The following is a 25,263-nucleotide window of genomic DNA, read 5'->3' as shown; positions in this document are numbered from 1 at the left end:
GGTGTCGGAACGGCGCGGAGACCTGTGCCCCGACGCGCTGCCCGAGAAGTCACGTGGACGAGTTCCCAGGTGAGTCCACGGCCATGCGGGTCAACGTCGGAGGTGAGGGCGATCGATGGGTGTAGGGCAGTTGGGGTTCCACGGGAGGGTCGTCGTCATCACGGGCGCCGGGTCCGGCCTCGGAGCCACCTTCGCAGCGCAGTTCGCGAGCAGAGGTGCCCTGGTCGTGGTCAACGACCTGCCGCCAGGGGGTGCAGCCGCCGCTGTACCCGCGAACGAGGTGGTCTCGGCGATCACCCACAGCGGGGGCGCCGCAGTCGCCAGCCTGCACGACGTCTCCACCCAGTCTGGTGCCACTGCCCTCTTGGCAGATGCGCGCGAGGCCTTCGGGCGGGTGGATGCGGTGGTGAGCAACGCCGGCATGTTGCGTGACGGGGACATCGGGTCGCTCAGCGTGCAGGACTGGACCGCGGTCCTCCGAGTCAACGTGGAGGCCCACTACCTGCTCACCGCGGCAGCGTGGCCCCTCATGAGCGAGCAGGGTGGCGGCCGGCTTGTGTACGCCAGCTCAGGATCTGGCTTGTTCGGCAACGTCGGACATCTGAACTACTCGTCGGCCAAGGCCGGGCTCACCGGTCTGGTCCGTTCCGTCGCTCTCGAAGGGGATCGGCTCGGGATCCGGTCCAACGCCTTCGCCCCCTTGGCGGCCACGCCGATGGGCAAGCCCGGGGCCGGTCGTCCCTCCAGCCGAGTCCCCGCGCGATCCATCGTGGGGCCCGATCGCTTCGACGGGCTGATGCCCGAGGACGTTGCGACGGTGGTGATGCTGCTGGCCCACGAACGGTGTCCCGTGACCGGCACGGTCCACACGACGGCCGGCGGCCTGGTTCGGGAAGTGCTCATCGCGGAGACGGCGGGCTGGGGGTTCCCCGGGGCGTCTCTCGAACAGTTGCTGGAGAACTGGGCGCAGGTCGGCGACCGCGGCGACCTGACGTTCCCCAGCAGCCTGCGCGACAGTCTGCTCGACCTCGTGGGACGCAGCCAGCGCGCGTCTGCCGACGGCTGACCGGTCGGTGTGCGTCGGACCGGACGCAGAGCCCTTCGACCGGCGCCCGGGCTCCCCAGGGGCCGCAGGGGGCCACCGCGCCAGGCGTCCGTGGTCCGGGGCCCGTTCCGGTGGCGCGGGCCTGCGCTCCGCGGAATTAGGCAACATAAGTGTTGACGGGCACCGCGTTACCGACGATGCTGTGGTGCAGCACACGGCGGAGACGTACGACCTCGCCGAGGCTGTGGGTCGCGTTGAGGACCGGTACGAGCGGACCGCGCGAGTTGTCACCCCATGCCATGTGTCACGGACCGTCCGTCCGGAGGGCGTCGCAGACGACCCTGCGCGACGGAGCGGTCGCCGCCGTACTGATCCAACACACCAGGAGGAGACCGTGGGTCGTGTAGAGGGCAAGGTCGCGCTCGTCACCGGCGCGGCGCGCAGCCAGGGGCGCTCGCATGCTGTCCGCCTCGCCGAGGAGGGCGCGGACATCATCGCCGTCGACGTCTGTCACCAGATCGACACGGTGCCGTACCCGCTCGCCTCGTCGGAGGACCTGGCGGAGACGGCACGAATGGTCGAGAAGCTCGACCGCCGCATCGTCACCGTCGAGGCCGACGTGCGCGAGGCCGACGCGATGCAGGCGGCGGTCGCTCGGGGCGTCGAGCAGTTCGGCCGGCTCGACATCGTCTGCGCCAACGCCGGCATCTGGAGCGTCAACAAGACCTGGGAACTGACCCAGGAGCAGTGGGACGACATGATCGGCGTCAACCTGACCGGGGTCTGGCAGACCGTAAAGGCCGCCGTTCCGGCGATGCTCGAGGCCGGCAACGGCGGCTCGATCATCATCACCAGCTCCAACGGCGGCGTCATGGGCTTCGAGAACCTGGCCCACTACGTCTCGGCGAAGCACGCGGTCGTCGGTCTCTGTCGGACTCTGTGCAACGAGCTGGGCCGTCACAACATCCGGGTCAACAACATCCAGCCCACGGCTGTCAACACGAACATGATCCACCACCAGGGTGTCTACAACCTGTTCTTCCCCAGCGAGGAGAACCCCTCCAAGGAGCAGTTCGCATCCGCGTTCCGTTCGTTGAACGTGCTGCCGGTGCCCTGGGTCGAACCCGTCGACATCTCCAACGCCGTGCTCTGGCTCGCCTCCGACGAAGCCCGCTACGTCACCGGCATCTCGCTGCCCGTTGACGCCGGCTTCCTCCAGAAGATCGGCGCTTCCGAATGACTCGTCCCGGCACCGCCCACCCCCGAGACAACGAGGAGCGGTCATGACCACGCAGTCGGTACCGAGCAGCAGGGTGGACGTCGACATCCCGGGGCTGGACCAGGTGTTCATCGCCGGTGAGTGGCGGCGCAGCGCCGGCAACGCCACGTGGGACGTCGTGTCCCCCTCGACGGAGGAGGTCGTTGCGACGGTCGCCCTTCCGACAGAGGGTGACGCGGATGCCGCGGTCCGGGCCGCGCGCTACGCCTTCGACCACGGCCCGTGGCCACGGATGGCGCCCGCCGAGCGCATCTCGCGGGTCAGGCGGTTCTGCGAGGCGATGGAGGCCCGCATCGACGACCTGAACCGGGCGTGGGCCTGGGAGTGTGGCACGCCGCTGAGCTTCGGTCAGGTGTTGAACAGCGGTGCCGCCGTCATGGCCTGGAACGCCTCGCTGAAGGCCGCTGAAGGCATGGCGTGGGAGGAGGACAGGGGTGACGCGATCGTCCGGCGTGAGCCCACCGGCACGGTGCTCGCGATCCTCACCTACAACGGGACGGTCTCCCTCGTCGGCATGAAGGTCGTGCCGGCGCTGCTCGCTGGCTGCCCGGTGGTCGTCAAGCACGCGCCGGAGTGCCAGCTGACCGCGCGGATCATCGCGGACGCAGCCCGGGAGGCAGACCTCCCCGAGGGAGTGCTGAGCTTCCTGCCGGCCGACACGCCGGTCACGCAGTACCTCGTCAGCCACCCGGACATCGACATGGTGACGCTCACCGGCAGCCAGACGATCGCCAAGGACGTCGTCCAGCGGACGTCGGCGCGCCTTGCCCGCACGGCGCTCGAACTGGGCGGCAAGTCACCGGCCATCCTCGCCGAGGACGTGGACCTGGATGCGGTCATGCAGACGCTCGGAGAGGGCGCCACGAGCTACTGCGGGCAGGTGTGCGTGCTGCTCTCGCGCGTGCTCGTCCCGCGGGCGCGCTACGCCGAGGTCACCGAGGCCTTCCAGTCCTTCATGCGTGGTCTCAAGGTGGGCGACCCGTTCGACCCGGAGACCGACCGGGGCCCGCTGGCCGTCGAGCGCGCCCGGGCGCGCACCGAGGCCTACGTGGCCGGCGCGATCGACGAGGGTGCCACTGTCGCCTTCGGCGGCCGCCGTCCCCCGGAACTCCCGCGCGGCTGGTACTACGAGCCGACGCTTCTCACTGACGTGACCAACGACATGACGGTGGCGCGTGAAGAGGTGTTCGGCCCGGTGACCGCGCTGATCCCGTACGACGGGATGGACCAGGCCATCGAGATGGCCAACGACTCCATCTACGGCCTGGCGGCGTCGGTGTACACCAACAGCGTGGAGGAGTCGCTGGCGATCGCCCGGAGACTGCGCTCCGGGACCGTGGGCGTGAACCTCGCCGGCATGTCGCTCAACCAGCCGTTCGGCGGGGTCAAGCAGTCCGGCTGGGGTCGCGAGTGTGGACCCGAGGGCATCATGGAGTTCACCGACCTCAAGCAGATGCTGCTCCCAGGCGGGGGGTCGTTCCTCGAGGCGCCGGTCTGAGCAGCGTCCTAGCGACGCGCACCCGAGCAGCCGGGCTGGGCGGATCCGCCGACGACAGGCATCCGCTCAGCCCGGTCCCAAGTCGCCGGATGAACCCGGGGAGCCGGACTGGGGAGATGGGACGCGGTGTGACGGGCCTCTTGCTCCCGCTGTCGGCGAACTGGTTGATCGGATGTACAGCGCGACCTTGACCTGCGGCACGGTTCTCACGTACGAAGCGCGCAGCTTCGTGCCGGAGGTCGGAGACCTCGTCCCGTGCCGGCACCACGGGTACTGCACCGTCGACCGCGCCGGGGGGATGGGAGCCGCACGCACAGGACACCCCTTCCCCCGTTCGAGACCGCGAACGCAGTGCGAACTACTGACGTGGTTGCAGCACCACCACGTGACGACGGTTCACGCCTTGAGACGGCAGCGGTTCACCCTGCGAATGATCGCTGCGGCAGAGAGAGACGGACTCGTCGATGTCGATCTGTGCACCGGCAGTGTGGTCGTGCGTTCCACTCGCCGAGAGGACGTCACCCCGGCCGTGGAGCGCGCGTCCCGCGCGTAGTCGTGCCCTCCAGGCCCGCGTTGTCGGAGTCGTGCGATGAGGAAGCCGTGTGGGGAAGCGCCGACGCGGCGGCTGGTCTCTGATCCACAGCCTCCCTGTTCCTCCACAGATTGCGGCTCCGGCACCCGGAGGCCTTCTGTCGGGAGTAGGCCCGTGTCGTGGGACTCGACTCCCACCGGCGAAGCCGGGGCGGCGACGCAACCGGTCCTTCGATGGCACCTGTCGGCGGAGGCGCCAGGATCCCGGATTTCACCCGACCGGAGTCTGCGTGCCGTGAGGTCAGGTCGCTGGAGGGGCCCGGTGAGAGGTACGTGGGTGGCGGAGCCACGGCGACGTCAGGCAGGTGAGGGCAGCATCAGTGAGTACGCGGCCAAGCCGGTCCGCGTTTCCTGATCAAGTTCACCGCCCAGCGGAAGGAGGGGGCCAAGCGGGTCGTCCTCAAGCGAGGGGTTCAGGACGCGGAAGGACGCCGCTGCGGCCTGCGGAAGCCGATCGGCAAGATCGAAACGGGGGAGTGGGTCGAGCCGTCCACGCAGCGCTGCGGCCGTCGGGCTCCACCCGGCTCAGGTCGGCAGCGGGCCGAAGAAGCCGACGATCCGGCGCAGCGTGCCCTCGCCGCCGACCTCGCCGAAGTCGGTTCCCTCGAGTGCGACCGAGCCGTCGGCTGCCAGCATCCGCCAGGCGAACCGCAGGTAGCCGTCGTGCTCGTCGACGCCGCTGACGACGTCGATGCGCGCGCCCGGGTTCCCCTCCTGGAACGACCCGATCAGCGACGACAACCCGTCGCGGCCCTCGGCGCGGTTCAGCGGGTCGCAGTAGACACCGTCCTCGGCCCAGCACGTGTCCAGCAGCGTCCGGCGCGCGGCGGCATCGGTCTCGCGCCACGCCGCGGCGTACCGCTCGACGGCGGCGCTCCCGACGGTCAGCGTCACCCCGGGCACGCTACGCAGGACGACTGGCCGCAGGCAGGGGCGAACGACCCGGCACGGAGCCGCTCAGCCGGGGAGGAGCGCGTCGATCCGGCGGGCGAGTTCGAGGTCGTACTCGGTCACCCCGCGAGGACGCGTCTCACTGACGGAGAAGACGGCCTCCGTTCCTGCAACTCGCCCCGGCGGGGGCGATGACTCCGGCCGACGGCTCCCTGAGGCTGCTGTGGCCGCCCGGTCGGAGCCCCTCCCAGCGCAGACTCGGCGTCCACATGACGCGCCCGAGCGCGGGGGAGAACTACAGCAACCGGTACAGCAACGCGCTTCGAACCGCGGCGAATCAAGGCGCACGCAGGCGCACGACCCAGGGCGCTCAGCTGCGCAAACGGCACATCGGCGAACGGCGACGAACCCCTCGAATGTGACTGGGGGTTGCCTGAGCGCGGCAGAGCTGTCTCTACTCCGCAAGTCGGGCCGGCTGGCGCCGCCAGTCAATGACCGAGGCATGCGTACTGGCAGCAGTGCGGACGAATCTGTGACGCCGCCTCGGAGATCCGGACTCCCGACGCCTGACGAGCGCCCGGCGCCAGGGGTAGCCATACCACGGAACGTGGTATGGCTACCCCTGGTCGTGAACCACCGGTCAGTCGAAGGTGACGACAGCGCGCCCCTTCACCGATGCCGTCTCCAGGGCCTGCAGGCCGTCCTCGATCTTGTCGAAGGGGAAGTGGGTCGCTGCCATCTCGATCCTGCCGTCGCGGGCGAGGGCGACGATCTCGTTGAGGTCAGACACGTTGAACCCTCGGGTGTTGATGAACCCGGCGTTCATCGCGATCTTCTCCCAGCCCATCGGGATCTCGCCGCCACCGATGCCGGCGACCACGAGCCGTGCGCCTTGACTGAGGACTCGTACGCCGGTGCTCATGGTCTCGGTCCGGCCCACGAAGTCGAAGACGGCATCAACACCTTCAGGCACGAGCTCCAGGAGCTTCTCGGCCGTGCCCTCGTCGGACAAGACGGTGTCGTGTGCACCTAACCGACCCGCGTCATCGAGGCGATCCTGCACTGCATCCACTCCGATGATCCGCGCCCCCGTGAGGAGCTTGAGGTACTGGACCGCGTAGGCCCCCAGTCCACCCACGCCGATGACTGCCGCGGTGCTGCCGGGCACCAAGAAGTCCAGCATCATCTTCACCGCGTGGTAGGAGCTTGCTGCTGCATCGGCCAGAGGCGCAGCCGTCACCGGGCTGAGCGCTCCGAGATGGACCGCATGCTTGGCCTCGACCAGGATCCATTCCGCCAGGCCGCCGTCGTAGCCGATGCCATAGCCTGGAAGGCCGATGTTCCTGCACTGCTCGTGCATCCCTCGGGCGCACTTCTGACAGTAGCCGCAGTAGTACATCGAGGAGATGAGGACCGCATTGCCTTCGGAGAACCCGTCGACACTCTGCCCGACCTGGGCGACCCAGCCAGCGTTCTCGTGGCCGATCGTGAACGGCGGGTCCGGCCAGAACCCAGCCGGGCTCTTCAGGATGTGCAGGTCCGTCCGGCACAGCCCCGCGCCGGCCATCTTCACGAGGAGCTGACCCGCGCCCGGCTCGGGAACAGGGACCTCCCGGTACTCAGCGGGCTTGCCCCACTCGACTATCTGGTACGCCTGCATGGTGGCCATCGACATCAGTCCAATCCGTCCAACGGTGGCGCATTACAGCGCCAGCGACGTCACAAACGGTCCGCACGGCCCAGCGTGCCACCGACGCTGGCGCTGCCGATGACTCCGACGGTCCTGGTCCCGCCGAATGAAGGGCTCCGTTCCTTCTGTCGGTAGGGACCGTCCTGTCGTCGGAGGCCGGGATTCGGAAGTTGCCTTCCGTGGCATCCTGCCGGGAGGCCAGCGAGCCCAGTTCGGCTCAGTTCGCGCCGACGGAGACCTCGCCTTCGTACGGCTCGCGGAGTGATGCCTCAGGGATCCAGGTGAAGCGTTCGACCTCGAAGATCTCGAAGTGGCTGCAGAACCCGATGTCGTCCTCGGCGGCCTCCAGCCATGCCGGCGAGTTGGCCACATCCCGCTTGGACTCCTCGGAGTCGAACTGCATCACAACGAGGGCGTCCGGCTTGGGGGCGCCGCCGATCACGGGCCACCCCTCCTGCGCGTTGTTGTTCAGGAAGGACTCGTACCAGACGAGACCAGGGATCTTCTTCCCGATCTGGGCGTGCACGCCCTTGTAGTGGGTGCGGAACTCCTCGAATGTGGTGCCTGCCCAGCGGTAGACCTCGAAGGCGAGGTAGGGGCCCTCGGTCATGGTGGTCTCCTTCCTTCTTTCTCAGGTGTGTCGACTCTGTTCTGGGAAGCGCCGCCGGCTGCTCGCGGCGGACGTGGGAGTGCGAGGCGGGTCTTCAGGCGGGAGTGATCCGTACCGGCAGCGTCTTGGGGCCGGAGAGGAAGTTGGCCGCCACGTATTGCGGCTCCCCGGTGAGCTCCACCTTGGCCAGTCGAGGGATGAGCTCCTCCAGGAGGATGCGCATCTCCAGACGAGCGACGTGCTGACCGATGCACTGGTGCGGCCCGTACCCGAAGGCGATGTGCTTGTTGGGCTTGCGGGTGATGTCGAAGGTGTCCGGGTTCTCGAAGACCTCTTCGTCGCGGTCGGCGGAGGGGTACAGCAGCATGACGCCGTCGCCCTCGAGCAGCGTCTGGCCCCTGAACTCGGTGTCCTCCTTGACCACACGGAGGAAGTGCTTGACCGGAGACACCCAGCGGAGTGCCTCCTCGACGACCCCGGGCACGAGACCGGGATCGGCGCGGACGGCGTCCAGCTGCTCCGGGTTGCGGCAGAACTGCTCGATCGCACCCGAGATCGTCGACGACGTGGTGTCGTGCCCCGCGGTGGCGATGGCGACGTAGTAGCCGTTCACGAACGACTCCGGCAGGTACTCGCCGTCGACCTTGGCGTTGGCGATGATCGATGCGAGGTCGTCGGTCGGCGACTGGCGGCGGTCGGCCGACAGCACGTTGAAGTAGTCGAAGAAGTCCTGCAGCGTGGCCTTCCACGCACGTGCGCTGGCGCCTTCGCCACCCTCGACGTCGTCCCGCTTGGTGTCCTCGTCCGTGGTGCCGAACAGGCTCTGGGTGAGGTGCAGCATCCTGGGCTCGTCCTCGGGCGGGACGCCGAACAGGCTCATGATCACGCGGAGCGGGTAGTAGAGGGCGAAGTCCTTGACGATGTCGACCGTTGGCTCCCCCGTGATCAGGCGGTCGACGGCGTCCTTCGCCAGCTGTCGGATGGCCTCTTCCCGCTTGCGTACGTTCGCCGGCATGAACCACGCAGTAGTGACGTTCTTGATCTTGGTGTGTTCGGGCGCGTCCATGTAGGCGAGGGTGTCCTGCGTACGCCTGCCGTCGTTGGTGGTCCGCATGTACTCGCGGCCGGCCTTGTCCAGAAGGAACGGGTCCGCCAGGGCGCTCGAGAAGACCTGCGGTGTCTTCTCGATCTCCAGGATGTCGGCGTGCTTGGTCGCCAGCCACGTCCGGTCGAATCCCTCGATCTCGGCGAGTCCGAACGGCTGGTTCCTCCTCAACCAGGCCAGTGCCGGGTAGGTGATGTGTTCTTCGTCCGCGTAGGGCCCGGGGAGCATCACGGCCCGCGCGATGTCGTCCGGCACGCGGGCGGAGGTGGGCAGATCAGTCATCGCTCACGCCTTTCAGGCGCTAGGGAGGTGGCCGTGGCGGCGGGCCGGCCAGGGTCATGTCGTGAGGTGCTCGTCAGGCTGCGCCGGTCGGCACCGCGACGGGGTTCTGCGAGTGGTGCTGCTGGCGCGCGGATCGGACGCCCTTCAGGAGGTCGGCCGCCTTCTCGCCGATCATGATCGACGGTGCGTTGGTGTTCCCGCTGGTGATCAGCGGCATCACGGAGGCGTCGGCGATGCGGAGCCCGTCGATGCCGTGCACACGCAGCTCGGGATCGACGACTCCGGTGTCCGGCGAGCCGATCCGGCACGTGCCGGATGCGTGGTACATGTGCTGGGTCTCGGCTCGGACCCAGTGTTCGATCAAGTCCTTGCCGACAGCCGGGCCGGGGTTCACTCGTTCCGTCAGGATTCCGGCGAGCGGCTCCTGTCGCGTCAGTTCGCTGACGAAGTCCAGCGCTCGCAGCACGGCGTCCACCTCGGACTGCTGGCCGAGCAGGTTGCTGACGATCCTCGGTGCCGCGTGCGGGTCGGAGGAGCGCAGTCGGACCGACCCCCGCGACGACGGACCGTTGTAGGACAGGCCGATCGACATGCCGGGTGTAGACGGCGACCGGAAGCCGTGGTCCCAGAACCAGCCGGGGACGAAGATGATCTGGAAGTCCGGGCTGGGCAGTGTCGAGTCGGACCGCCACATGACGGCGGCCTCGCCGGCGTTCGAGGTGAGCACGCCCGACTTGGACTGGGCCCACTCCTCGAGGGCGCCGTGTGCCCCCGCCAGCGCCAGGGTGTTGGGCTGGTCGGTGGAGTAGTGGGTGAGGGTGAAGGGATGGTCCTGGAGGTTCTGTCCCACCTGCGGCAGCTCGAGGACGACGTCGATCCCGACCTCGCGCAGTTGCTCGGCCGGCCCCAGGCCAGACAGCATGAGGAGCTGCGGCGTGTTGTAGGCGCCGGCGCTGAGGACCACCTCGCGCGCGGCCCGTGCGGTGACGATCTCGCCGTTGTGCTCGTACTCGACACCGACTGCTCGTCCTCCTTCGACGACGACCCGCCGCGCCGTCGCCCTGGTCACGACCCGGAAGTTCGGGCGCTCGAGCGCCGGGCGCAGAAAGGCGTCGGCCGACGAGCACCGCTGACCACCGCGGGCGGTCACCTGGAGCAGACCCACGCCGGCCTGCTTCACCCCGTTGAAGTCGGGATTGGGCTCGATCCCGAGACTCAGGGCCGCCTCGATGTAGGCGTCGGCATGTCCGCTGAACCAGCGCTGGGTCGTCACGTGCAGCGGCCCATCGGCGCCGTGGTACTCGTCCTTGATGTCGGCGTTGGTCTCCGACCTCTTGAAGTAGGGGAGCACTTCCTCGTACGACCAGCCGGTTGCGCCGTGGTCGTTCGCCCACTGGTCGAAGTCCTCGTGCGTGCCCCGCATGTAGAACATGGCGTTCAGCGAGGAACTGCCGCCCAGGACCTTGCCGCGCGGCAGGTACACCCGCCGGCCGTAGAGACCTGGCTCGGGTTCGGAGTTGTAGTTCCAGTCCTTGTCCCCCTGGAACAGACCGGCGAACAGGAGCGGTGTGCGGATGAGGTCGTCGTCGTCGTCCCCGCCGGCTTCCAGGAGCAGGACGCTGTACCCGTCCTCGCTCAGTCGGCCTGCGACGACGCACCCTGCGGAACCTGCGCCGACGACGATGTAGTCGTACTCGGTCATGGTGTCGTTCCCAACCCTCGTCCTTGGTGGTGGAGTGCCTGCGCCGGCGGGAGTTCATCCGCGGCGGCTGTCACGGGGCGTTGTAGATGGTCTTGGTCGTCTGGTAAGCGGCGAGTCCCTCGGGGCCCTGCTCGCGGCCGAGGCCGCTGGCCTTGATCCCACCGAATGGCGAGCCGATGTCGTGGCTGTAGGAGTTGATGCCGAGACCGCCCGATCGGACGCGCCGGGCCACCTCGATGGCCCGCTGCGTGTCACGGCTCCACACCGATCCGCCGAGCCCGAAGTCGCTGTCGTTCGCCATCGCGATGGCGTCCTGCTCCGAGTCGTAGGGGATGACGGCGAGGACCGGGCCGAAGATCTCCTCGCGGGCGATCGTGTCGTGGTTCTGCACGTCTGCGAAGACGGTGGGCTCGAGGAAGAAGCCGCGGTCCGCGTCGGCTGGCCGCTTGCCGCCCGTGGTCACGCGCCCGCCCTCGGCGATCCCCTTGGCGATGTACTGCTCGACGCGGGCCCGTTGGCGCTCGGCGACCAGCGGCCCGATCTGGGTTGCCGGGTCCAGTGCGTCGCCGACGCGGAGCGAGCGGACGATGTCGGTGATCGTGTCGACCACCTCTGAGTAGCGCGTTCGCGGCACGAGGATGCGGGTGCACACGTAGCAGGTCTGACCGTTGTTCTGCAGCGTGGCGTCCACGAACTCCGCGCTGTGGGCCCCGAGGTCGGCGTCGTCCAGCACGATCGCTGCCGACTTGCCACCGAGCTCGAGGGTGACCGGGCGCAGGAGACGTCCGCAGGTCTCGCCGATGCTCCGGCCGGCCTCCGTGGAGCCGGTGAACCCGACCTTGTCCACGCCCGGGTGGGCGACGAGGTGGGCGCCGACCTCCCTGCCAGCGGGAACGATGTTGAGCACACCCGGCGGGATCCCCGCCTCCTGAGCGGCCTCCGCCATCACGAAGGCGTCCAGGACCGTCTCCGGGGACGGCTTGATGACCATGGTGCACCCGGCGGCGAGGGCTGGGGCGATCTTGACGAACGCCAGGGCCTCCGGGAAGTTCCACGGGACGATCGCGGCGACCACACCCACCGGCTCGTGTCGCACCCGCGTGGCACGGCCGAAGACGCCTTCCCGCCGCTCCTCGACGCCCTTCTCCCGGATGAGACCGGCGTAGTAGCGCAGTGCCACGGCGGGGAAAGCTCCCTCCACCGCCTGGGACATGCTGATCGGCATGCCGTTCTGGCTGCTGACGAGGTGGGCCGTCTGGCTGCCGCGCTCGTCCAGGGCGTCGGCGAACCGCTCCATCACCTGGGCGCGCCGCTCGACGTCCCACTGGGACCATCCCTGGGGGTCGTCGAACGCGGCTCCTGCTGCCGCCACGGCGCGGTCGACGTCGCGCTCGGTCGCCTCCGGAACCTGGCCGACGGCCTCTTCGGTGGACGGTGAGATGGGGGTGAGCGTCCGGCTCGTCGCCGGCTCGATCCAGTCGCCTCCGATGTAGAGGCGTTCGCGAACTGTGGTCTCCTGCGTCAAGGACATAGCGCTCCTCGTCTCGTGGGTGGGCCTGCGGTGGGTCGGGTGCCGTTTCCGCTGGATCGCGCGGCGCGGCCCCGGCCGACCGGCCGTGGCTGTCGGGTGTCCGCCGGGCGCTCCGGGCTCAGCCCTGAGTGGCGGGAGTGCGCACGCACAACCCGTCGTGGTCGGGCCGGAGGAGCAGTTGGCAGGAGAGGCGCGAGGTCGGCTTGACCTCGTCGAGGAACTCCAGCAGCGAGGACTCCTCCTCGGCCGGCTCGTCGAACGCCTCCTTCCACCCGTCGTCGAGGTAGACGTGGCAGGTGGCGCAGGAACAGCCGCCGCCGCACTCAGCGACGATGCCGTCGACCTCCTGCAGCACGGCGACTTCCATGAGACTCATGCCGGGCTCGACTTCGACCTGGTGTTCGACGCCGTCGGAGCTGAGATAGGTGATCTTGATCATCGGTCTTCTCCTAGGTCAGGCGGGAACGAGTTCCCGCAGGGGCACGGTCGTGTCCGAGAGGCGGTCGAGCGTCGGAGTCGCGCGGGCGCCGAGCCACTTCTTGCCGGCCATGAAGTCACCGGCGGAGTTCACCGCCTCCACGGCGACGAGGCGGTTCTGGTCGTCGAGGTGGTACACGGCGAAGCGCTCGGAGCGGGGATCACCGCGCACCACGAGACGTGTCGATCCCGTGACCAGTCCCGCGATCTTGATCTTCAGCTTGCTCTGGTCGGACCAGAACCACGGGACCTCGGGGCGCGGAGGGTGCGCAGCGGCGATGGCGGCCGCAGCGTGCCTGGCCTGCTCACTGGCGTTGGCGATGCTCTCGAGCCGAAAGCGACCGTTGTAGCCGGCCACCTGCCGGCGAGTGACGTCCCCGACCGCGTAGACACCGGTGACGCTGGTCCTGGCGGCGTCGTCGACGACCACTCCGCTCTCGCAGTGGGCGCCGATCGCCTGCGCGAGTTCATCACGGGGCTCGGCGCCGACCCCCACGACCACGGCCTCGCACGCGAGCTCCGTCCCGTCGCCGAGGCGCACGGCCCGGACGCTGCCGTCCGCTGATTCGACGATCTCGGCCACCGAGGCCCCGAGCAGGATCTCGACGCCCGCACGCCGGTGGTAGTCGGTGACTGCCTCGGAGAGAACCGGGCTGGCGACGCGCGGCAGCAGCCGCGCCTCACGCTCGACGACGGTGACCGCGCAGCCGTAGTCGCGTGCGGCGGCGGCCACCTCGAGACCGATGAAGCCGCCGCCGACGACGACCATGCGGGCACCCGCGCGCAGCACATCCCGGAACGCGATCGCCTCTCGGTACGTCCGTAGTGTCCAGCACCCCGTCGCGGGAAGCCGGTGCGGAAGGGTTCTGGCCCGGGCACCTGTGGCGAGGACGAGGACGTCGTATCCCAGGGTGGTGCCGTCCTCGAGTCGCGCTGCACGAACCGAGTGGTCGATCTCGACGACGCAATCACCGAGGCGCAGGTCGACGTCGTGGTGTTCGTACCAACCGGGGGCCTTGAGGACCTCGGGCTGGTCGTGTTCGTGGAGGTATGCCTTCGAGACGGGCGGGCGGTGGTAGGGCACCTCCTGCTCGCCGCCGACCAGCGTGATGCCGCCGGTGAACCCGAACTCTCGCAGGGCGACGGCGGTGTCAGTTCCGGCGTGCCCGGCCCCGACGATGAGGACACGGGCGGGCGAGTCCGAGGTGTTCATCGTCATGCCTTCGTGAACCGGAGGGGGAGGGTCTTCGGACCGGAGAGGAAGTTCGCCTCGACGTAGCTGACCGGCCCTGCGACCTCGAAGGACTTGAGTCGGGGGAGCAGCTCCTCGAAGAAGATCCGCATCTCGAGCTTCGCCACGTGCTGTCCGATGCACTGGTGCGGCCCGTATCCGAAGGCGATGTGCTTGTTCGGGCGGCGGGTGATGTCGAAGTCCCACGGGTTGTCGAAGACACTTTCGTCCCGGTTGGCCGAGGGATACATGAGCATGACGCTCTGTCCGGCCTCGAGATGCTGGCCCCGGAAGTCGGTGTCCTCACCGACGATGCGGTGGAAGTGCTTGACCGGCGACGCCCAGCGCAGGGCCTCGTCCACGAGACCGGGGATGAGGCCGGGATCTGCCTGCGCGGCCCGGAACTGGTCCGGGTGGTTCGCCAGTTGCTGCATCGCGGTGACGGTGGTGGAGGACGTGGTGTCGTGGCCGGCCGTCGCGATGGCGATGTAGTAGCCGTTCACGAAGGAGTCGGGCAGGTACTCCCCGTCCACCTTGGCGTTGGCGATGATCGAGGCGAGGTCGTCCGTGGGCTGCGCTCGCCGCGCCGCGGCCAGCTGGTTGAAGTAGCTGTGGAACTCCATGATCGCCGCGCGCCAGGCGCGGGCGGCGACGTCCGGCGTCACGGGGACGTCCTTGCGCTGCTGCTCGGGGTCCGAGTTGCCGAACATGTCCTGGGTCAGCTTGAGCATGATCGGCTCGTCCTTCTCCGGGACGCCGAAGAGGCTCATGATGACGCGCAGCGGATAGTGGACAGCGATGTCATTGACGAAGTCGCACTCGCCGTCGAAGGAGAAGAACTTCTCCACCGATGCGCGAGCGATCTGCCGGATCGACTCCTCGCGGGTGCGGACGTTGGCCGGCATGAACCACGCACTCGTGACGTTCTTGATCTTGGTGTGCTCGGGCGCGTCCATGTTGGCCAGGGTGTCCAGGCCGCGCCGACCCTCGTTCATCTCCTTGAGGAACTCGGTGTCGACGATCGAGTTGATGTAGGGCTCGCCGAGGCCACTGCGGAAGACCTTCGGTGTCTTCTCGATCTCGACGATGTCGGCGTGCCTCGTCGCCAGCCAGATCGGGTGGTATCCCTCGAGTTCCGCCCGGGCGAACGGCATGTTGGCCCGCAGCCACGTCAAGGCCGGGTGGACGATGCCTGCTTCGTCCCGGTAGGAGGAGGGGAGGATCACCGAGCGGGCGACGTCGTCGGGGATGACGGCCTGGTTGTGGCCAACGAGAGTAGACATCTGAACTGCCTCCTGAAGTGGGTCTTCGATGCCTGGATGGGGGTGGCGGGTCATTCAGAAGACGCTTGCGTCCTCGTTGCCGCGGGTCCACGCCAGCCGCAGGTGCATCCGGCTGAGGAGCCAGCCCTCGTCGGTACGCCGGAACTCCCAGCGGTAGGGACCGCCGATGTCGAAGTGCTCCGCTGGGTTCGACGGGTCCGGGACGCCCGCGAACCACAGGTACGCCGTTCCGGTTGCGGTGTCCCCGTCGATCTCGAACTGCATGTTGGTCATGGAGTGCTGCATGTCGCGGTAGGGCGCCTCGGCGGCCTCACAGACCTCGCGGATCTTCTCGCGTCCGATGTGCGTGCCGAACGGCCCGAATTCGAACTCCGCGTCCCCGACGAAGCACCGCATCCATGCGTCCCAGTCCTTGGCGTCCGAGGTGCGGCAGTACCTGTTCATCAGGCTGGCGAGTGCCTCTTTGTCCTCCAGCACGCGAAGGCGGCTCCGCACGTCATCGAGCTGCTGGGCGAGCTCCTGAACCGTCGCGTTGTCCGTGACGATCTGTCCCGTCATGGGTTCTCCCTGTGTCATGGGCTTCCGCGAGGAGCCCGGCGTGGATCGTCCGTCCGCGGCGGCCCGATGTGCCGATGACCGATCTCGTCTTGCCGCGGGATGCGGCCTGCGAAGTGGGGGCATTCCGTTCCACGTCGCCCGCTCTTGCTGATGCCGTGAGCCTGCCAATGTGATGCAGGTCTCGGTAGCGGCTGATTCGGCATCGATGGATGCTCCGCCGGTATCACCCCGGAGCCCGCTCCCGGAGCGCTGTGATAACGGGTGCCGGTGTCTGGTCCGGGCATCCGGAATGGTGTGGCCAGCGGGTGGCGCGACTGGCGTTTGGCAGCCCGCGCAGAAACCAGCATGACGAGGCCGAACCGCTGGCTACTCCTGCGGATGAGCCGCTGGGACCGCCTCGTCTGCGGGAAAGGTCGCCAAGACGGAGCGCGAGTGGGAGATCACGAGGAGCCGCGCTGGACCAGCCCGGTGAGTGGCACACCTCGAGCTCGGCGACGGAGGTTGGCCAGTGACCGGCTGAGTTGCCCGGCTCATCCACCAGGGGCGAATTGTCTTCCCACCGGCGACGCCGCAATGGCTGCGACCGCCGATCGGCCTCGATATGCCGTTCGGAGAATGGTCGAACGGGACGTCCGCGTCAGCGCGTCGAGTCGGCTTGTCGGCGGCGCCTGAAAACTGACCCCCTGGCGGCAGGCGGGTTCTACGCCAGGGGGTCAGACTTCGGCCGCCGTTGACACGGCTGTGTGGATTCGCCGACATCCCTCACAGCGCCGCTGGGGGAGGGTGTTCCCGGCCCCGTCGTAGGCCGCAGACTCAGGTGGGAAGTGCTCGCGTGGGCGATCGCCGGCGACCTGCACCGGAGGTCTCCTCCACCGGTCGGCAGTCGACATGACGGAGCCGGAGACCATCAGGCCCGGTGCGCCCCGTCAGTCGCGGGTGCGCCAGGTCACGCGTGGATGTTCGTGGTGGCGGCGGCGTGGGCGGCGACGATGCGACCGAACACGGCGCCCTTCCCCAGCGAGGTGCCGGTCATGTACGCAGCGCCGTGAAAGCCGCCGGTGACCTCGCCAATGGCATACAGGCCCTCGATGACATCACCGTCGACGTCGACGACCTGCCCAGAGGGGTTGATCGTCACGCCGCAGTAGGTGGTGGTCATCAGGGACTTGGCCGGGTACGCGTAGAAGGGCGCGGTGTCGATCGGGAGCAGGTCCCCGACGCCGTTGCACAGGCTGGTCCGGCCCATCTCGTCCGGGACCTCGCCGGCGACCGCGGCGTTGTACCGGGCCACGGTCGCAGCCAGGGCGGAAGGATGGATGCCCGCGAGGACGGCCAGCTCTTCGAGGGTCTCGGCCTTGTGGACGTGGCCGATGTCCTCCAGGGTGTCGATGTCCTTCAGAGGGATGCCCCGGTGCGACATGGCCCGCACCTTGGCATCGAAGACCTCGAAACCCAGGCCGTCGGGCTGGTTCAGGACCACGCGGCCCAGGGTCTTGTAGTCCTGGGACTCGTCCACGAATCGCTTGCCGTCCTTGTTCACGATGACCGCGCCCATGTAGTAGGCCGTGAGCAACTCGTGGAAGTCCTCCCCGGTGTCTGGATGGGAGCCGTAGGTGCCCGAGACGGACGACATGTCCGCCATGCCGGCGCCGAGTTTCCAGGCCATGCGCAGACCGTCCCCGGTGTTGCCCCTACCGCCGTAGGGGATCGCTGCGAGCTGCTCAGGGGCGAAGACCTTCAGCATCTCCGTGCCCCGGGAGAATCCGCCGGTTGCCAGCACCACCCCGGCACGGCCAGTGATCAGCGTCTCGCCCTCGGGCGTCTGGGCCACCACGCCGGTCACCCGGCCCGAGGCTTCGCGCACGAGCAGTGTGGCCCGGTGGTTGAACCTGGTTTGACCGCCCTGAGCGGTGAAGTCACGGTGCAGATCGGCCAGGACGTCCTTGATCGCCGCATTGTGGCTGCGTCGGGCGGACTGGCCCGAGCTGATCTCGACCTCCCGGAACACCACCCCGTGAGACTTCAGCCAACGATAGGTCTCCTCCTGATGGGCCAGGTACGCCTCGAGAAGGGACCGGTCGTTGCGGTGTTCGCCTACCTCGAGCAGGTCGTCGAGGAACAGCTCGGCCGAGTCCTCGATACCCTCCGCGGCCTGCTCGTCCGTGCCGGAGAAGGCGAACCAGCCACCACTCATGGCCGAGGACCCACCGAGTTCCTCGGTCTTCTCCAGCAGGACCACCGACAGGCCGGCCTCGGCGGCGGATGTCGCCGCCGTCTGGCCCGCGATACCGGATCCCACGACGACGAGGTCGAAGCTGCCACTGTCCGTCGACATCTGCCCATCCGTCCTGTGTGTGTGGACATCCCGTGTCCGATTGCTGCGCCGCTCCGCCCGTCCGGTGCCCGCACGGTGGCGGGTTCGTCTCGGCGCGGCGACGGCTCGCCGTGTCCCACCGTTGGCCGTCCGCCCCACGGTCGGCCATCGGCGGGGTCGCTGTCGTGTCGTCAACGCTGTCGTGGTCCGTGTGCCGTGACCAGCACCCTTCTCGACGTGCGAGAACCAGCATCTCGGCAGCAGCGGTTCGACACCATGCGACCATGCGGGGAGAAGGAGGCCCCGCATGGCTGCCCCCGGTGACTCGATGATCGAGCGTGTGGTGCGGGGTGCTCGAGGCGATGGACCCGGAGGGCCCACTCTCGGCCTCAGAGATCGCCCGGCGCGCTGATCTGCCGGTGCCCACCGCACATCGGATCGTCAACGACCTCGTGAAGAGCGGTCTGCTCGAGCGGGACGCCGAGCGCCGGTTCCGGACGGGCCTCCGGCTCTGGGAGCTGGCCACGCGCTCCTCGAGCGCCCTGACCCTCCGGGAGGTGGCACTTCCCTACATGGAGGATCTCCACGCCGTCGTCCGTCAGCACACGCAGCTGTCCGTGCTCGACCGCAACGACGTCCTGTACGTCGAGAAGCTCACCTCTCGGCACAACAGCTCGACAAACGTCACTCAGCCGGGGAGCCGCCTCCCGGTGCTCGCCTGTTCCCCCGGGCTGGTGCTCACGGCTTTCGCTCCTCCCGACGAGCGGGACGCCATCCTGACGACGGCGAAGACCTCTCAGTTCACCGACGCCACGGTGGTCGACCGCGCCAAGCTGCGCCAGATCGTCACAGAGACCCGTCGTGCGGGCTACGCCGTGGTCAGCGGCTGGATCCACCCTCAGACGGCGGGCGTGGCCGTGCCGGTCCTGGGGCGCGAGGGAACGGCGGTGGCTGCGCTGTCCGTCACGATCCCGGTCGGCGCGATCGACGACCTCACGCTCATCCCCGCCTTGCGCACCACGGCACGCGCGATCTCCAGGGCGGTGCGCGTCGCCGACGGTCAGGCATCGGACCCTCGCCTGTCCATCCTCAGGCGACGGATCCGCCGCGCGACCGAGTCCAGCTGACCCGGCAAGGCACCCGGTCAGTACGGGAGTTCGCGCACGAAGCGCCACTGCGTCCCGAAGGCCTCCTGCGGCTCGATGGTCACAACGTCGGTGCCCTCGCCTGGGGTCAGGCCCACCGAGCGCAGATGCCGGGTGACCGTGTCGAGATCGGCGACCTGGAGCGTGATGCCGAGGTAGTGGTCGTTCCCACCGGAGACGCGCGCGGCGAGGGAACTGTCGCGATCAGGGACGGCGAACTCCACGACCGCGTCACCCAGTGCGACGAACGTGCCGGTGGCCCCCAGTTCGGCGTTCTCCCGCTCGGCGACGATGCGCCCCCCGGCTGCGTCCACGTACAGCCGCAGCGCGCGGGAGAGGTCGGCGGTGACGATCGTGTGGTGGGAACTCCGCACGATCTGGAGGGGGTCCGCCGGATCCGTGGCAGGTCGGACCCACCCCGGGCGGAGCCGTGGGTCGGCCTTGCGCGAGTAGAACTCCCGATGACGTTCACCGAGCTCTTCGAACTCGTGGCGCATCCCGGCCTGCTCGGGGAAGGTGAAACCGACGAGGATGTCCGGGGCGATGGAGGAGACGGGCGGGTTCTCCGGGGTGATCTCGCGACCCTTCTGGTCATGGGCCGGGAAACCGTGCTGAGCGAGGCGCTCGAACAGCGCCACTGCGTCATCGGTGTACCAGCCGATCCCGATCATGCCCTCCGGGACTCCTCTGTAGCGCGACTGTCCCGCCAGTGCGCCTCGCGCATGGAGCTCCGGGCACAGGACCACGAAGTGGAAGTCCTTGATGAACATGAAGAACGAGTAGTTCACCGGGTAGTCGGGTTCCAGCAGGGCGAGGTCGAGCGTGTCCTCCCACCGCAGGTCAGGGAGGTGGAACACGCGCCGGAACCACAGGCGCGCAGCCTCGAGGTCATGGACTCCCAACGTGGGATGGTAGAGAGCGGTCACCGCCGGCGTCGCGGCCGTGATCTGCCCGTCTCGGCTGGAGGTCGAGGTCATGATGGCTGTCTCCCGTCAGGGGTTCGACGTCGAGCCCGAGACTGCTGCGTGCGGCCGGCAGCGGGAACTGCCGTTCTCGGTCACTGAGAGGTGACTGCTGGCCCGAGGTCGGGTCCCCGAGGAAGCCGGTGTGCGATCCCCGGCACGACGATGGTGCCTCCAGCGGCGGCAGCGAGGTCCACCAGGACGTCGACCCGCTGGAGCGGTCGAGCCCGACCGTCACGCACCTGAGCTGTAGCGGTGGTCGGTCGCGAGGGCCACGTGACGGCGTCGTCACCAACGGCGCGGACGACGTCCTCGGTGTCTGGCAGTCGAGCGCGTGGCGCCACCGTGCCCCTCGTCGGGAGCCGTCCGCGCGAGGCGGCTGCGAGTTCTCGTTGCGAACCGGTGGCGAACCACGTGGCCTGGCCGGCACCTCGCGGCGCCGCTCCACGTGTGCTGCCACGCCTCCCGTGTGCTGCAGCGCAGCCTCCGCATCGCGCCCGACACGATGCGGTGCGCAATCAGGTGAGGAGGGCGCCGCCCTCGATGCGGTGGAGCAGCTTTCTCGTGACGCGCCGCGCGCAGGCCGCGAATTCGAGCACCTCCGGCCGCCCCTCACCTCGGCGGGTGGCGACCGCGGCGACGGACAGCGGCGCGTCGCGGAGAGCCAACGAGGTCATCGGCTGCGAGGCGATGTACGGGGCCGATCCCTGCGAGATCGGCATGACCGCACCCGTCGTCATCATGGCGTAGCGCAGTTCCGCCATCGTGGCCACGGGGCGGCTGATGGCCTTGGGGGCGGTTCCTCGCTGCTGCTTCAGCAGCCAGAAGTCGTTCCAGTAGTCCGCGACCCCGAGCATCTCCAGCATCGGCTGGTCGAGGATGCCGTCGATGTCGACGCTGGTGAACCGTGCGAGGGGGTTGTCCGCGCGGCAGCAAAGCAGGACCGGCTCGCCGAACAGGGGCTGGAGGACCAGCTGCTCACCACGGTACGGGGGCCGCACGAGGGCGACATCGACGTCCCCTTGCTCGACCCGTGTGAACTGGTCGACGAAGGTGAGCTCCCGCACGATGACATCGATGCCTCGCGCGCTCTCGGCGTAGCCGGCAACGATCGCCTCCGTCAGCTCCGAAGCCGCGACAGCACCTGCGATGGCACCCACGATCACGGGACGGGTGGCCCGAGCGGCGCGGCGGACCAGATCCGGCACGCGATCCATCCGCCCGAGGATGTCCTGGACGTGCGCCAGCAGCTCCTCTCCGGCCGGGGTGAGGCTCACACCGCTGTGCGACCGGACGAGCAGCTGTGCACCGACCTCCCGCTCCAGCCGTTGCAGCGACCGTGAGACGCTCGGCTGGGCGACGACGAGCTTCCGAGCGCCGGCGTGGATGCTGCCCTCCTCGGCCACTGCACGGAATGTCCTGAGGAGCTCGATGTCCAGCATCGGTCGCCTCCGGTTGCGTCGTTGCAGGATCGGAGCCTCGAACCGGAGCTGCAGTACACGACCGCCGCTCGGACCACCTGGCGCGGTCTTCCCAGCCTCAGGAAGGCATTGTCAAGCGTATCGCCCACCTCACCCAGGCGTCACGCGTTCCACGACCGTCCGAGATCACTGCGCGGGTCATCAGATCGGCCGTGGGTCAGCTGCTCCGACGCCCGTGGCCGTGCTCGGTGAACGTCCACCGCACGCCCATCGTGTCCTCCGGAATGGTCGACACGGTCGCAGCCGACCGTTCGACGCCGATGCCGTGGCTCTCCAGGTGCCGTGTCACCCGCTCGACATCGACGACCTGGAAGGTCATCCCCACGTAACTGTCGAAGGCCGTGGTCTCTCCGGTGAAGACGTCGGTGACCGTCCCGGAACGCGGCCGGGCGAACTCCAGGACCGAGCCCGCGAACTCGACGAAGGTGCTGTCGGCTTCCCAGTGGTCGTTGCGGCCGGACGCGAGCGGGACCCCGCCGAACACCCCGGTGTAGAGACGCCCCGCGCGACCGGGGTCCGTCGTGAGAATCGTGTGCTGGAGACTCCTGACGATGCCGAGCGGGTCGTCGTCGCGCGGTGGACGAAGGGTCCAGTCCGGTGCCAGGCGCGGATCCCCCGCCCGCGAGTAGAACTCCCGGTGCTGCCGTCCCATCTCGAGGAACTCGTAGGTGAGGCCGGTGTCCTCCGGCAGCGTCCACAGGATGTACATGTCGTCCGCGAGGCTCGACGGCGGGAGGTTGCCGTCATCGACCAGTCTTCCTCCCTGATCGCGAACGCGGATGCCGTTCTCGACCAGGTGACGTGCGACCTGCCGGGCGTCCTCCGTGTACCAGGCGATGTCGGTGAGTCCTTCTCCCGCCGGGTAGAGGTTCTCCATGCCGTCTGGCAGTTCGAGCAGCTTCGGCGAGAGAACGTCCAGGACGACGTCGCCGAGATGGACGAAGATCGAGTACTCCTTGGGGTAGTCGCCCTTGAGCTTGGAGAAGTCGTACTTCTCCTCCCACCGGACGCCTCGTCGCCCGAAGACCCTCTGGAACCAATCACTGGCCTGCGCAAGGTCCTCGACGACGAGCGTCGGGTGGAACATCATCGGCACCTGGTAGCTCACGACGTATCTCCATCCGTTGCCATCGCGGTCCCGACCTCGGCCCTCCCGCGGTGGCCACCCTGGGGGCGAGATCGTTCGATCAGCTTCATGGGTCGCCACGTCGCCACCCGGCGACGTCCCGCCCCACCGTCTCCAGGGCTCACCGGCCTGCACAGCCACCTTCTCAGTGGCCGAGAAGGGTCCTGCGTGCGGGCATCACGGCAACCGGGGAGAGGCAGCTGCTCCCCGTGCCCGTCGCTGGCCTGCGCGCGCTCGGCGGTTGATCAGCGGCCGGCCGCTGCGTACCTCGGTGCGCCACCGAGCAGGTAGAGCACCCCGGCGCGACAGCAGCTCCTCGGTGGGTCGCTCGCAGGTCACCTGCGTCGCCGACTCCAAGTTGGCGCCGTGCTGCATGTCGTGCCCAGTTCTCCTGCCCGCTGCTCGCGCTGCACGGCGGCGCAGATCCGCTGGTAACGAACGGCAGCAACGACGACTCGTCGTCGGCGCCGACCAATATCGGAATGACCCTTCAACTAGGTTCACGAGGGAACGCGTTACGGTCGTTGGAGGCTCCCGATCGCGCAGGTCCGAACCGCGTTTCTGACCACCAGTTGACCACCGTTGGGGTCTGTTCCGGGACGTCCGCCTGGATCCGCTGCCGTTCCGTGTACCGGTTGACCTGCGCAGATGGACCTGAGCGGACCCTCGCGAACCCACAGCCGTCGCCTTGGGGAGAAGTGGTCATCCTGGCCGTCCGGCACCTCGTCACCGGAAGGTCATGGGGCACCCGGCCTCATCCGCAGCATGAGCGCGAGACTGCACTGCCGCGAGCCGCTGCGGTGCAGCAGTCGCTTTCGGGGCCCTGCTGCGGGCTGGCCCAGTCGCCGGCCGCGGCACACAGCAGGCAGACCTCCTCGCCTCGGTGAACCGGGAACGGAGCGATCTGCCGGAGAGTGCGACGCCTGAGCTGCCGGCCGCGCGAGGTGGTGTACTCCGCACAACTTGCCGTCGCACCGCGCGGCGCGCTCGGAGGAACGGAGAAGGCCGTGTCGGACGTCAAAGTCCAACAGAAGCAGGCGCTGAGCCGGCAGGAGGCCGCGCGCTTCATCGCGGCGTTGGCCCAGGGACTGGGTGAGGACGGGAAGGTCACCGTCCAGCTGGGGAGCAGCACCCTGGAGTTGTCGGTGGCCAACCGGGTCGATTGGGAGCTCGAGCTGGCGGTCGACGGTGACGAGATCGAGCTGGAGCTGGAGCTGAAGTGGTCGACGTCGGGCCGCGCGTCCGCCGAAGCCGTGGATGACGAGTCCGAGGAAGATCAGTCCGAAGAGGACGACTCGACGGACGACGAGTCAATGCAGAACGCCCCGACGGAGGATGAAGCCGACGCCCCGGCCCGGAATGAAGCCGAGGACGGCGCCTCGGACGGGGACGACGCCGGATCTGGTGGGACCGAGGCCGTGCAGACGGTCGCGCCGGAGGCTGCCGAGCCCCCCGGCGATGGTCGCAGCGCCTCTGCGGGGACCGGTCGGGACGCCTTCAACGGCGTCGATTCTGCTGCCGTGCGTGCCTGGGCCGCGGCCAACGGGTTGACCGTCTCGCCGCGGGGCCGCATCAAGGACGAGGTGCTCAGGGCCTACCGCGCCGCTGGGAACTGATTGACCGCAATCCCTGGCCGGCCGCCCGTCCGGCGAGGTGGCGGAGCTGCCTGCACAGGCCGGGTGTGGCCCTTCAGAGGTTCGTTACCGCAGGGGCAGTCCGCCTGGGTCGGAGCACCGCGCCAGCTGGGCCTGGGCTCGACTGCCGGACACGCTCGAGCGCGGGGAGAGGTACAGCAACCGGTACAGCAGCGCCCTCGGCACGGCGGCGAATGGGGCCGAACAGCGGCGGACGTCGCACGCTCCGACCTGGGCGGATAGGACATCGCTGAACCGTGGTGAACCCCTCGAATGTGACTGGGGGTTCGGGCACCGTCAAGGGTTGATCGGCGTGGTCGAGCTCGGCAACGGCCCGTCACCCCTGCGCGTTCGTCAATCCACCTCCGTACGCGCCGAGTGGGCGATCCGACGACCTCCAGTGGTCTACCGGAGAAGAACTGGAGAAGAGGGCGCGATGCTCCGCTGAAGGCTGCCCGCACGGTGCTGGGTCGATCGCTGACGTCGCGGTCCACAGGGCGACTGCTCGTCCACAGATCTGCGGCTGCGGCTCTCGGAGGTCTCGCGCCGGGAGTAGGCCGGGATGGGCCTGGGACACGCGACTCGGCGGGAGGTCGGCGGATGGCCAAGCATCGGCGCCGCCAGGCGGGCGAGGGCAGCATCAGTGAGTACGCGACCAACGCCGGTCCGCGCTTCCTGATCAAGTACTCCGCTCAGCGGGAGGACGGCACGAGGCGCGTCGTCCTGAAGCGTGGCTTTCGAACGAGGAGGGACGCCGCTGCGGCTCTGCGGGCGGAGATCAGGAAGTCCGAGGTGGGGGACTGGGTCGAGCCGTCGAAGCAGCGCCTC

The 25,263-nt window shown here is 68.7% G+C and carries 20 protein-coding genes; 6 read left to right on the top strand and 14 right to left on the bottom strand.

What is annotated here, in order from left to right; translation table 11 throughout:
* The first annotated feature begins 115 nt into the window (after positions 1–115).
* The 3 genes from MY520_RS21850 to MY520_RS21840 all read left to right on the top strand — a co-directional run bounded on the left by MY520_RS21850 (position 116) and on the right by MY520_RS21840 (position 3,822).
* Entirely contained in the window at positions 116–1,066 is a 951-nt protein-coding gene (locus MY520_RS21850; RefSeq protein ID WP_436694675.1) for an SDR family NAD(P)-dependent oxidoreductase, read from the top strand.
* A 373-nt stretch (positions 1,067–1,439) separates the two neighbouring features.
* Complete coding sequence (locus tag MY520_RS21845; RefSeq protein ID WP_436694674.1) at positions 1,440–2,285, top strand: mycofactocin-coupled SDR family oxidoreductase; 846 nt, start codon at positions 1,440–1,442, stop codon at positions 2,283–2,285.
* A gap of 43 nt (positions 2,286–2,328) precedes the next feature.
* Complete coding sequence (locus tag MY520_RS21840) at positions 2,329–3,822, top strand: aldehyde dehydrogenase family protein (RefSeq protein ID WP_436694673.1); 1,494 nt, start codon at positions 2,329–2,331, stop codon at positions 3,820–3,822.
* Positions 3,823–4,938: 1,116 nt separating this feature from the next.
* Here MY520_RS21840 and MY520_RS21835 read toward each other — a convergent pair.
* From MY520_RS21835 to MY520_RS21785, 11 genes are all read right to left on the bottom strand, one after another.
* Entirely contained in the window at positions 4,939–5,307 is a 369-nt protein-coding gene (locus MY520_RS21835) for a nuclear transport factor 2 family protein (protein WP_436694672.1), read from the bottom strand.
* Positions 5,308–5,944: 637 nt separating this feature from the next.
* The gene (locus tag MY520_RS21830) at positions 5,945–6,973 is read right to left on the bottom strand and encodes an alcohol dehydrogenase catalytic domain-containing protein (RefSeq protein ID WP_436694671.1); all 1,029 of its coding nucleotides are present in this window, start codon (positions 6,971–6,973) and stop codon (positions 5,945–5,947) included.
* Between the two features lie 238 nt (positions 6,974–7,211).
* A complete protein-coding gene (locus MY520_RS21825) occupies positions 7,212–7,604 on the bottom strand; it encodes an EthD domain-containing protein (RefSeq protein WP_436694670.1) in 393 nt (130 codons plus the stop codon).
* A 94-nt stretch (positions 7,605–7,698) separates the two neighbouring features.
* Complete coding sequence (locus MY520_RS21820) at positions 7,699–8,991, bottom strand: cytochrome P450 (protein ID WP_436694669.1); 1,293 nt, start codon at positions 8,989–8,991, stop codon at positions 7,699–7,701.
* Positions 8,992–9,064: 73 nt separating this feature from the next.
* Complete coding sequence (locus MY520_RS21815; protein WP_436694668.1) at positions 9,065–10,693, bottom strand: GMC family oxidoreductase; 1,629 nt, start codon at positions 10,691–10,693, stop codon at positions 9,065–9,067.
* A gap of 70 nt (positions 10,694–10,763) precedes the next feature.
* Positions 10,764–12,224, bottom strand: a complete 1,461-nt coding sequence (locus MY520_RS21810) for an aldehyde dehydrogenase (protein ID WP_436694667.1) — start codon at positions 12,222–12,224, stop codon at positions 10,764–10,766.
* Positions 12,225–12,342: 118 nt separating this feature from the next.
* Positions 12,343–12,663, bottom strand: coding sequence for a 2Fe-2S iron-sulfur cluster-binding protein (locus MY520_RS21805; RefSeq protein WP_436694666.1), 321 nt, complete (start codon positions 12,661–12,663; stop codon positions 12,343–12,345).
* 15 nt (positions 12,664–12,678) lie between these two features.
* Complete coding sequence (locus MY520_RS21800) at positions 12,679–13,914, bottom strand: NAD(P)/FAD-dependent oxidoreductase (RefSeq protein WP_436694694.1); 1,236 nt, start codon at positions 13,912–13,914, stop codon at positions 12,679–12,681.
* A 2-nt stretch (positions 13,915–13,916) separates the two neighbouring features.
* On the bottom strand, positions 13,917–15,215 hold the full coding sequence (locus MY520_RS21795) for a cytochrome P450 (RefSeq protein WP_436694665.1): 1,299 nt from the start codon (positions 15,213–15,215) through the stop codon (positions 13,917–13,919).
* 54 nt (positions 15,216–15,269) lie between these two features.
* The gene (locus MY520_RS21790; RefSeq protein ID WP_436694664.1) at positions 15,270–15,773 is read right to left on the bottom strand and encodes a nuclear transport factor 2 family protein; all 504 of its coding nucleotides are present in this window, start codon (positions 15,771–15,773) and stop codon (positions 15,270–15,272) included.
* Positions 15,774–16,719: 946 nt separating this feature from the next.
* Positions 16,720–18,108: an FAD-dependent oxidoreductase gene (locus tag MY520_RS21785; protein ID WP_436694663.1), complete on the bottom strand. Its 1,389-nt coding sequence runs from the start codon at positions 18,106–18,108 to the stop codon at positions 16,720–16,722.
* 329 nt (positions 18,109–18,437) lie between these two features.
* On the opposite strand from MY520_RS21785, the gene MY520_RS21780 reads away from it, so the two are divergent.
* Positions 18,438–19,214, top strand: coding sequence for an IclR family transcriptional regulator (locus MY520_RS21780; protein ID WP_436694662.1), 777 nt, complete (start codon positions 18,438–18,440; stop codon positions 19,212–19,214).
* 17 nt (positions 19,215–19,231) lie between these two features.
* Here MY520_RS21780 and MY520_RS21775 read toward each other — a convergent pair whose 3' ends face one another.
* The 3 genes from MY520_RS21775 to MY520_RS21765 form a co-directional block, all read right to left on the bottom strand.
* Positions 19,232–20,209 (bottom strand): VOC family protein, encoded by a 978-nt coding sequence (locus tag MY520_RS21775; protein WP_436694661.1) that lies wholly within the window; start codon positions 20,207–20,209, stop codon positions 19,232–19,234.
* A gap of 503 nt (positions 20,210–20,712) precedes the next feature.
* Positions 20,713–21,636: a LysR family transcriptional regulator gene (locus MY520_RS21770; RefSeq protein ID WP_436694660.1), complete on the bottom strand. Its 924-nt coding sequence runs from the start codon at positions 21,634–21,636 to the stop codon at positions 20,713–20,715.
* Positions 21,637–21,832: 196 nt separating this feature from the next.
* Positions 21,833–22,783: a VOC family protein gene (locus MY520_RS21765; RefSeq protein ID WP_436694659.1), complete on the bottom strand. Its 951-nt coding sequence runs from the start codon at positions 22,781–22,783 to the stop codon at positions 21,833–21,835.
* 1,025 nt (positions 22,784–23,808) lie between these two features.
* Between MY520_RS21765 and MY520_RS21760 the strand changes: the two genes are divergently transcribed.
* Complete coding sequence (locus tag MY520_RS21760) at positions 23,809–24,417, top strand: amphi-Trp domain-containing protein (RefSeq protein WP_436694658.1); 609 nt, start codon at positions 23,809–23,811, stop codon at positions 24,415–24,417.
* Between the two features lie 618 nt (positions 24,418–25,035).
* A partial coding sequence (locus MY520_RS21755) for a hypothetical protein (RefSeq protein ID WP_436694657.1) occupies positions 25,036–25,263 on the top strand: 228 nt, incomplete at its 3' end.

This window comes from Geodermatophilus sp. CPCC 205506, from assembly GCF_051383635.1.
Classification (GTDB): Bacteria; Actinomycetota; Actinomycetes; order Mycobacteriales; family Geodermatophilaceae; genus Geodermatophilus.
Note: the sequence above shows the minus strand (reverse complement) of the source record. Positions and strands in the feature narration are given on the sequence as shown.

Bases quoted from the DNA above. Each gene is read 5' to 3' on its own strand.
- MY520_RS21805 (WP_436694666.1), bottom strand. From the start codon at position 12,663: ATGATCAAGATCACCTATCTCAGCTCCGACGGCGTCGAACACCAGGTC.
- MY520_RS21775 (WP_436694661.1), bottom strand. From the start codon at position 20,209: ATGACCTCGACCTCCAGCCGAGACGGGCAGATCACGGCCGCGACGCCG.
- MY520_RS21850 (WP_436694675.1), top strand. From the start codon at position 116: ATGGGTGTAGGGCAGTTGGGGTTCCACGGGAGGGTCGTCGTCATCACG.
- MY520_RS21840 (WP_436694673.1), top strand. From the start codon at position 2,329: ATGACCACGCAGTCGGTACCGAGCAGCAGGGTGGACGTCGACATCCCG.
- MY520_RS21815 (WP_436694668.1), bottom strand. From the start codon at position 10,693: ATGACCGAGTACGACTACATCGTCGTCGGCGCAGGTTCCGCAGGGTGC.
- MY520_RS21770 (WP_436694660.1), bottom strand. From the start codon at position 21,636: ATGCTGGACATCGAGCTCCTCAGGACATTCCGTGCAGTGGCCGAGGAG.
- MY520_RS21795 (WP_436694665.1), bottom strand. From the start codon at position 15,215: ATGTCTACTCTCGTTGGCCACAACCAGGCCGTCATCCCCGACGACGTC.
- MY520_RS21785 (WP_436694663.1), bottom strand. From the start codon at position 18,108: ATGTCGACGGACAGTGGCAGCTTCGACCTCGTCGTCGTGGGATCCGGT.
- MY520_RS21810 (WP_436694667.1), bottom strand. From the start codon at position 12,224: ATGTCCTTGACGCAGGAGACCACAGTTCGCGAACGCCTCTACATCGGA.
- MY520_RS21790 (WP_436694664.1), bottom strand. From the start codon at position 15,773: ATGACGGGACAGATCGTCACGGACAACGCGACGGTTCAGGAGCTCGCC.
- MY520_RS21800 (WP_436694694.1), bottom strand. From the start codon at position 13,914: ATGAACACCTCGGACTCGCCCGCCCGTGTCCTCATCGTCGGGGCCGGG.
- MY520_RS21825 (WP_436694670.1), bottom strand. From the start codon at position 7,604: ATGACCGAGGGCCCCTACCTCGCCTTCGAGGTCTACCGCTGGGCAGGC.
- MY520_RS21830 (WP_436694671.1), bottom strand. From the start codon at position 6,973: ATGGCCACCATGCAGGCGTACCAGATAGTCGAGTGGGGCAAGCCCGCT.
- MY520_RS21820 (WP_436694669.1), bottom strand. From the start codon at position 8,991: ATGACTGATCTGCCCACCTCCGCCCGCGTGCCGGACGACATCGCGCGG.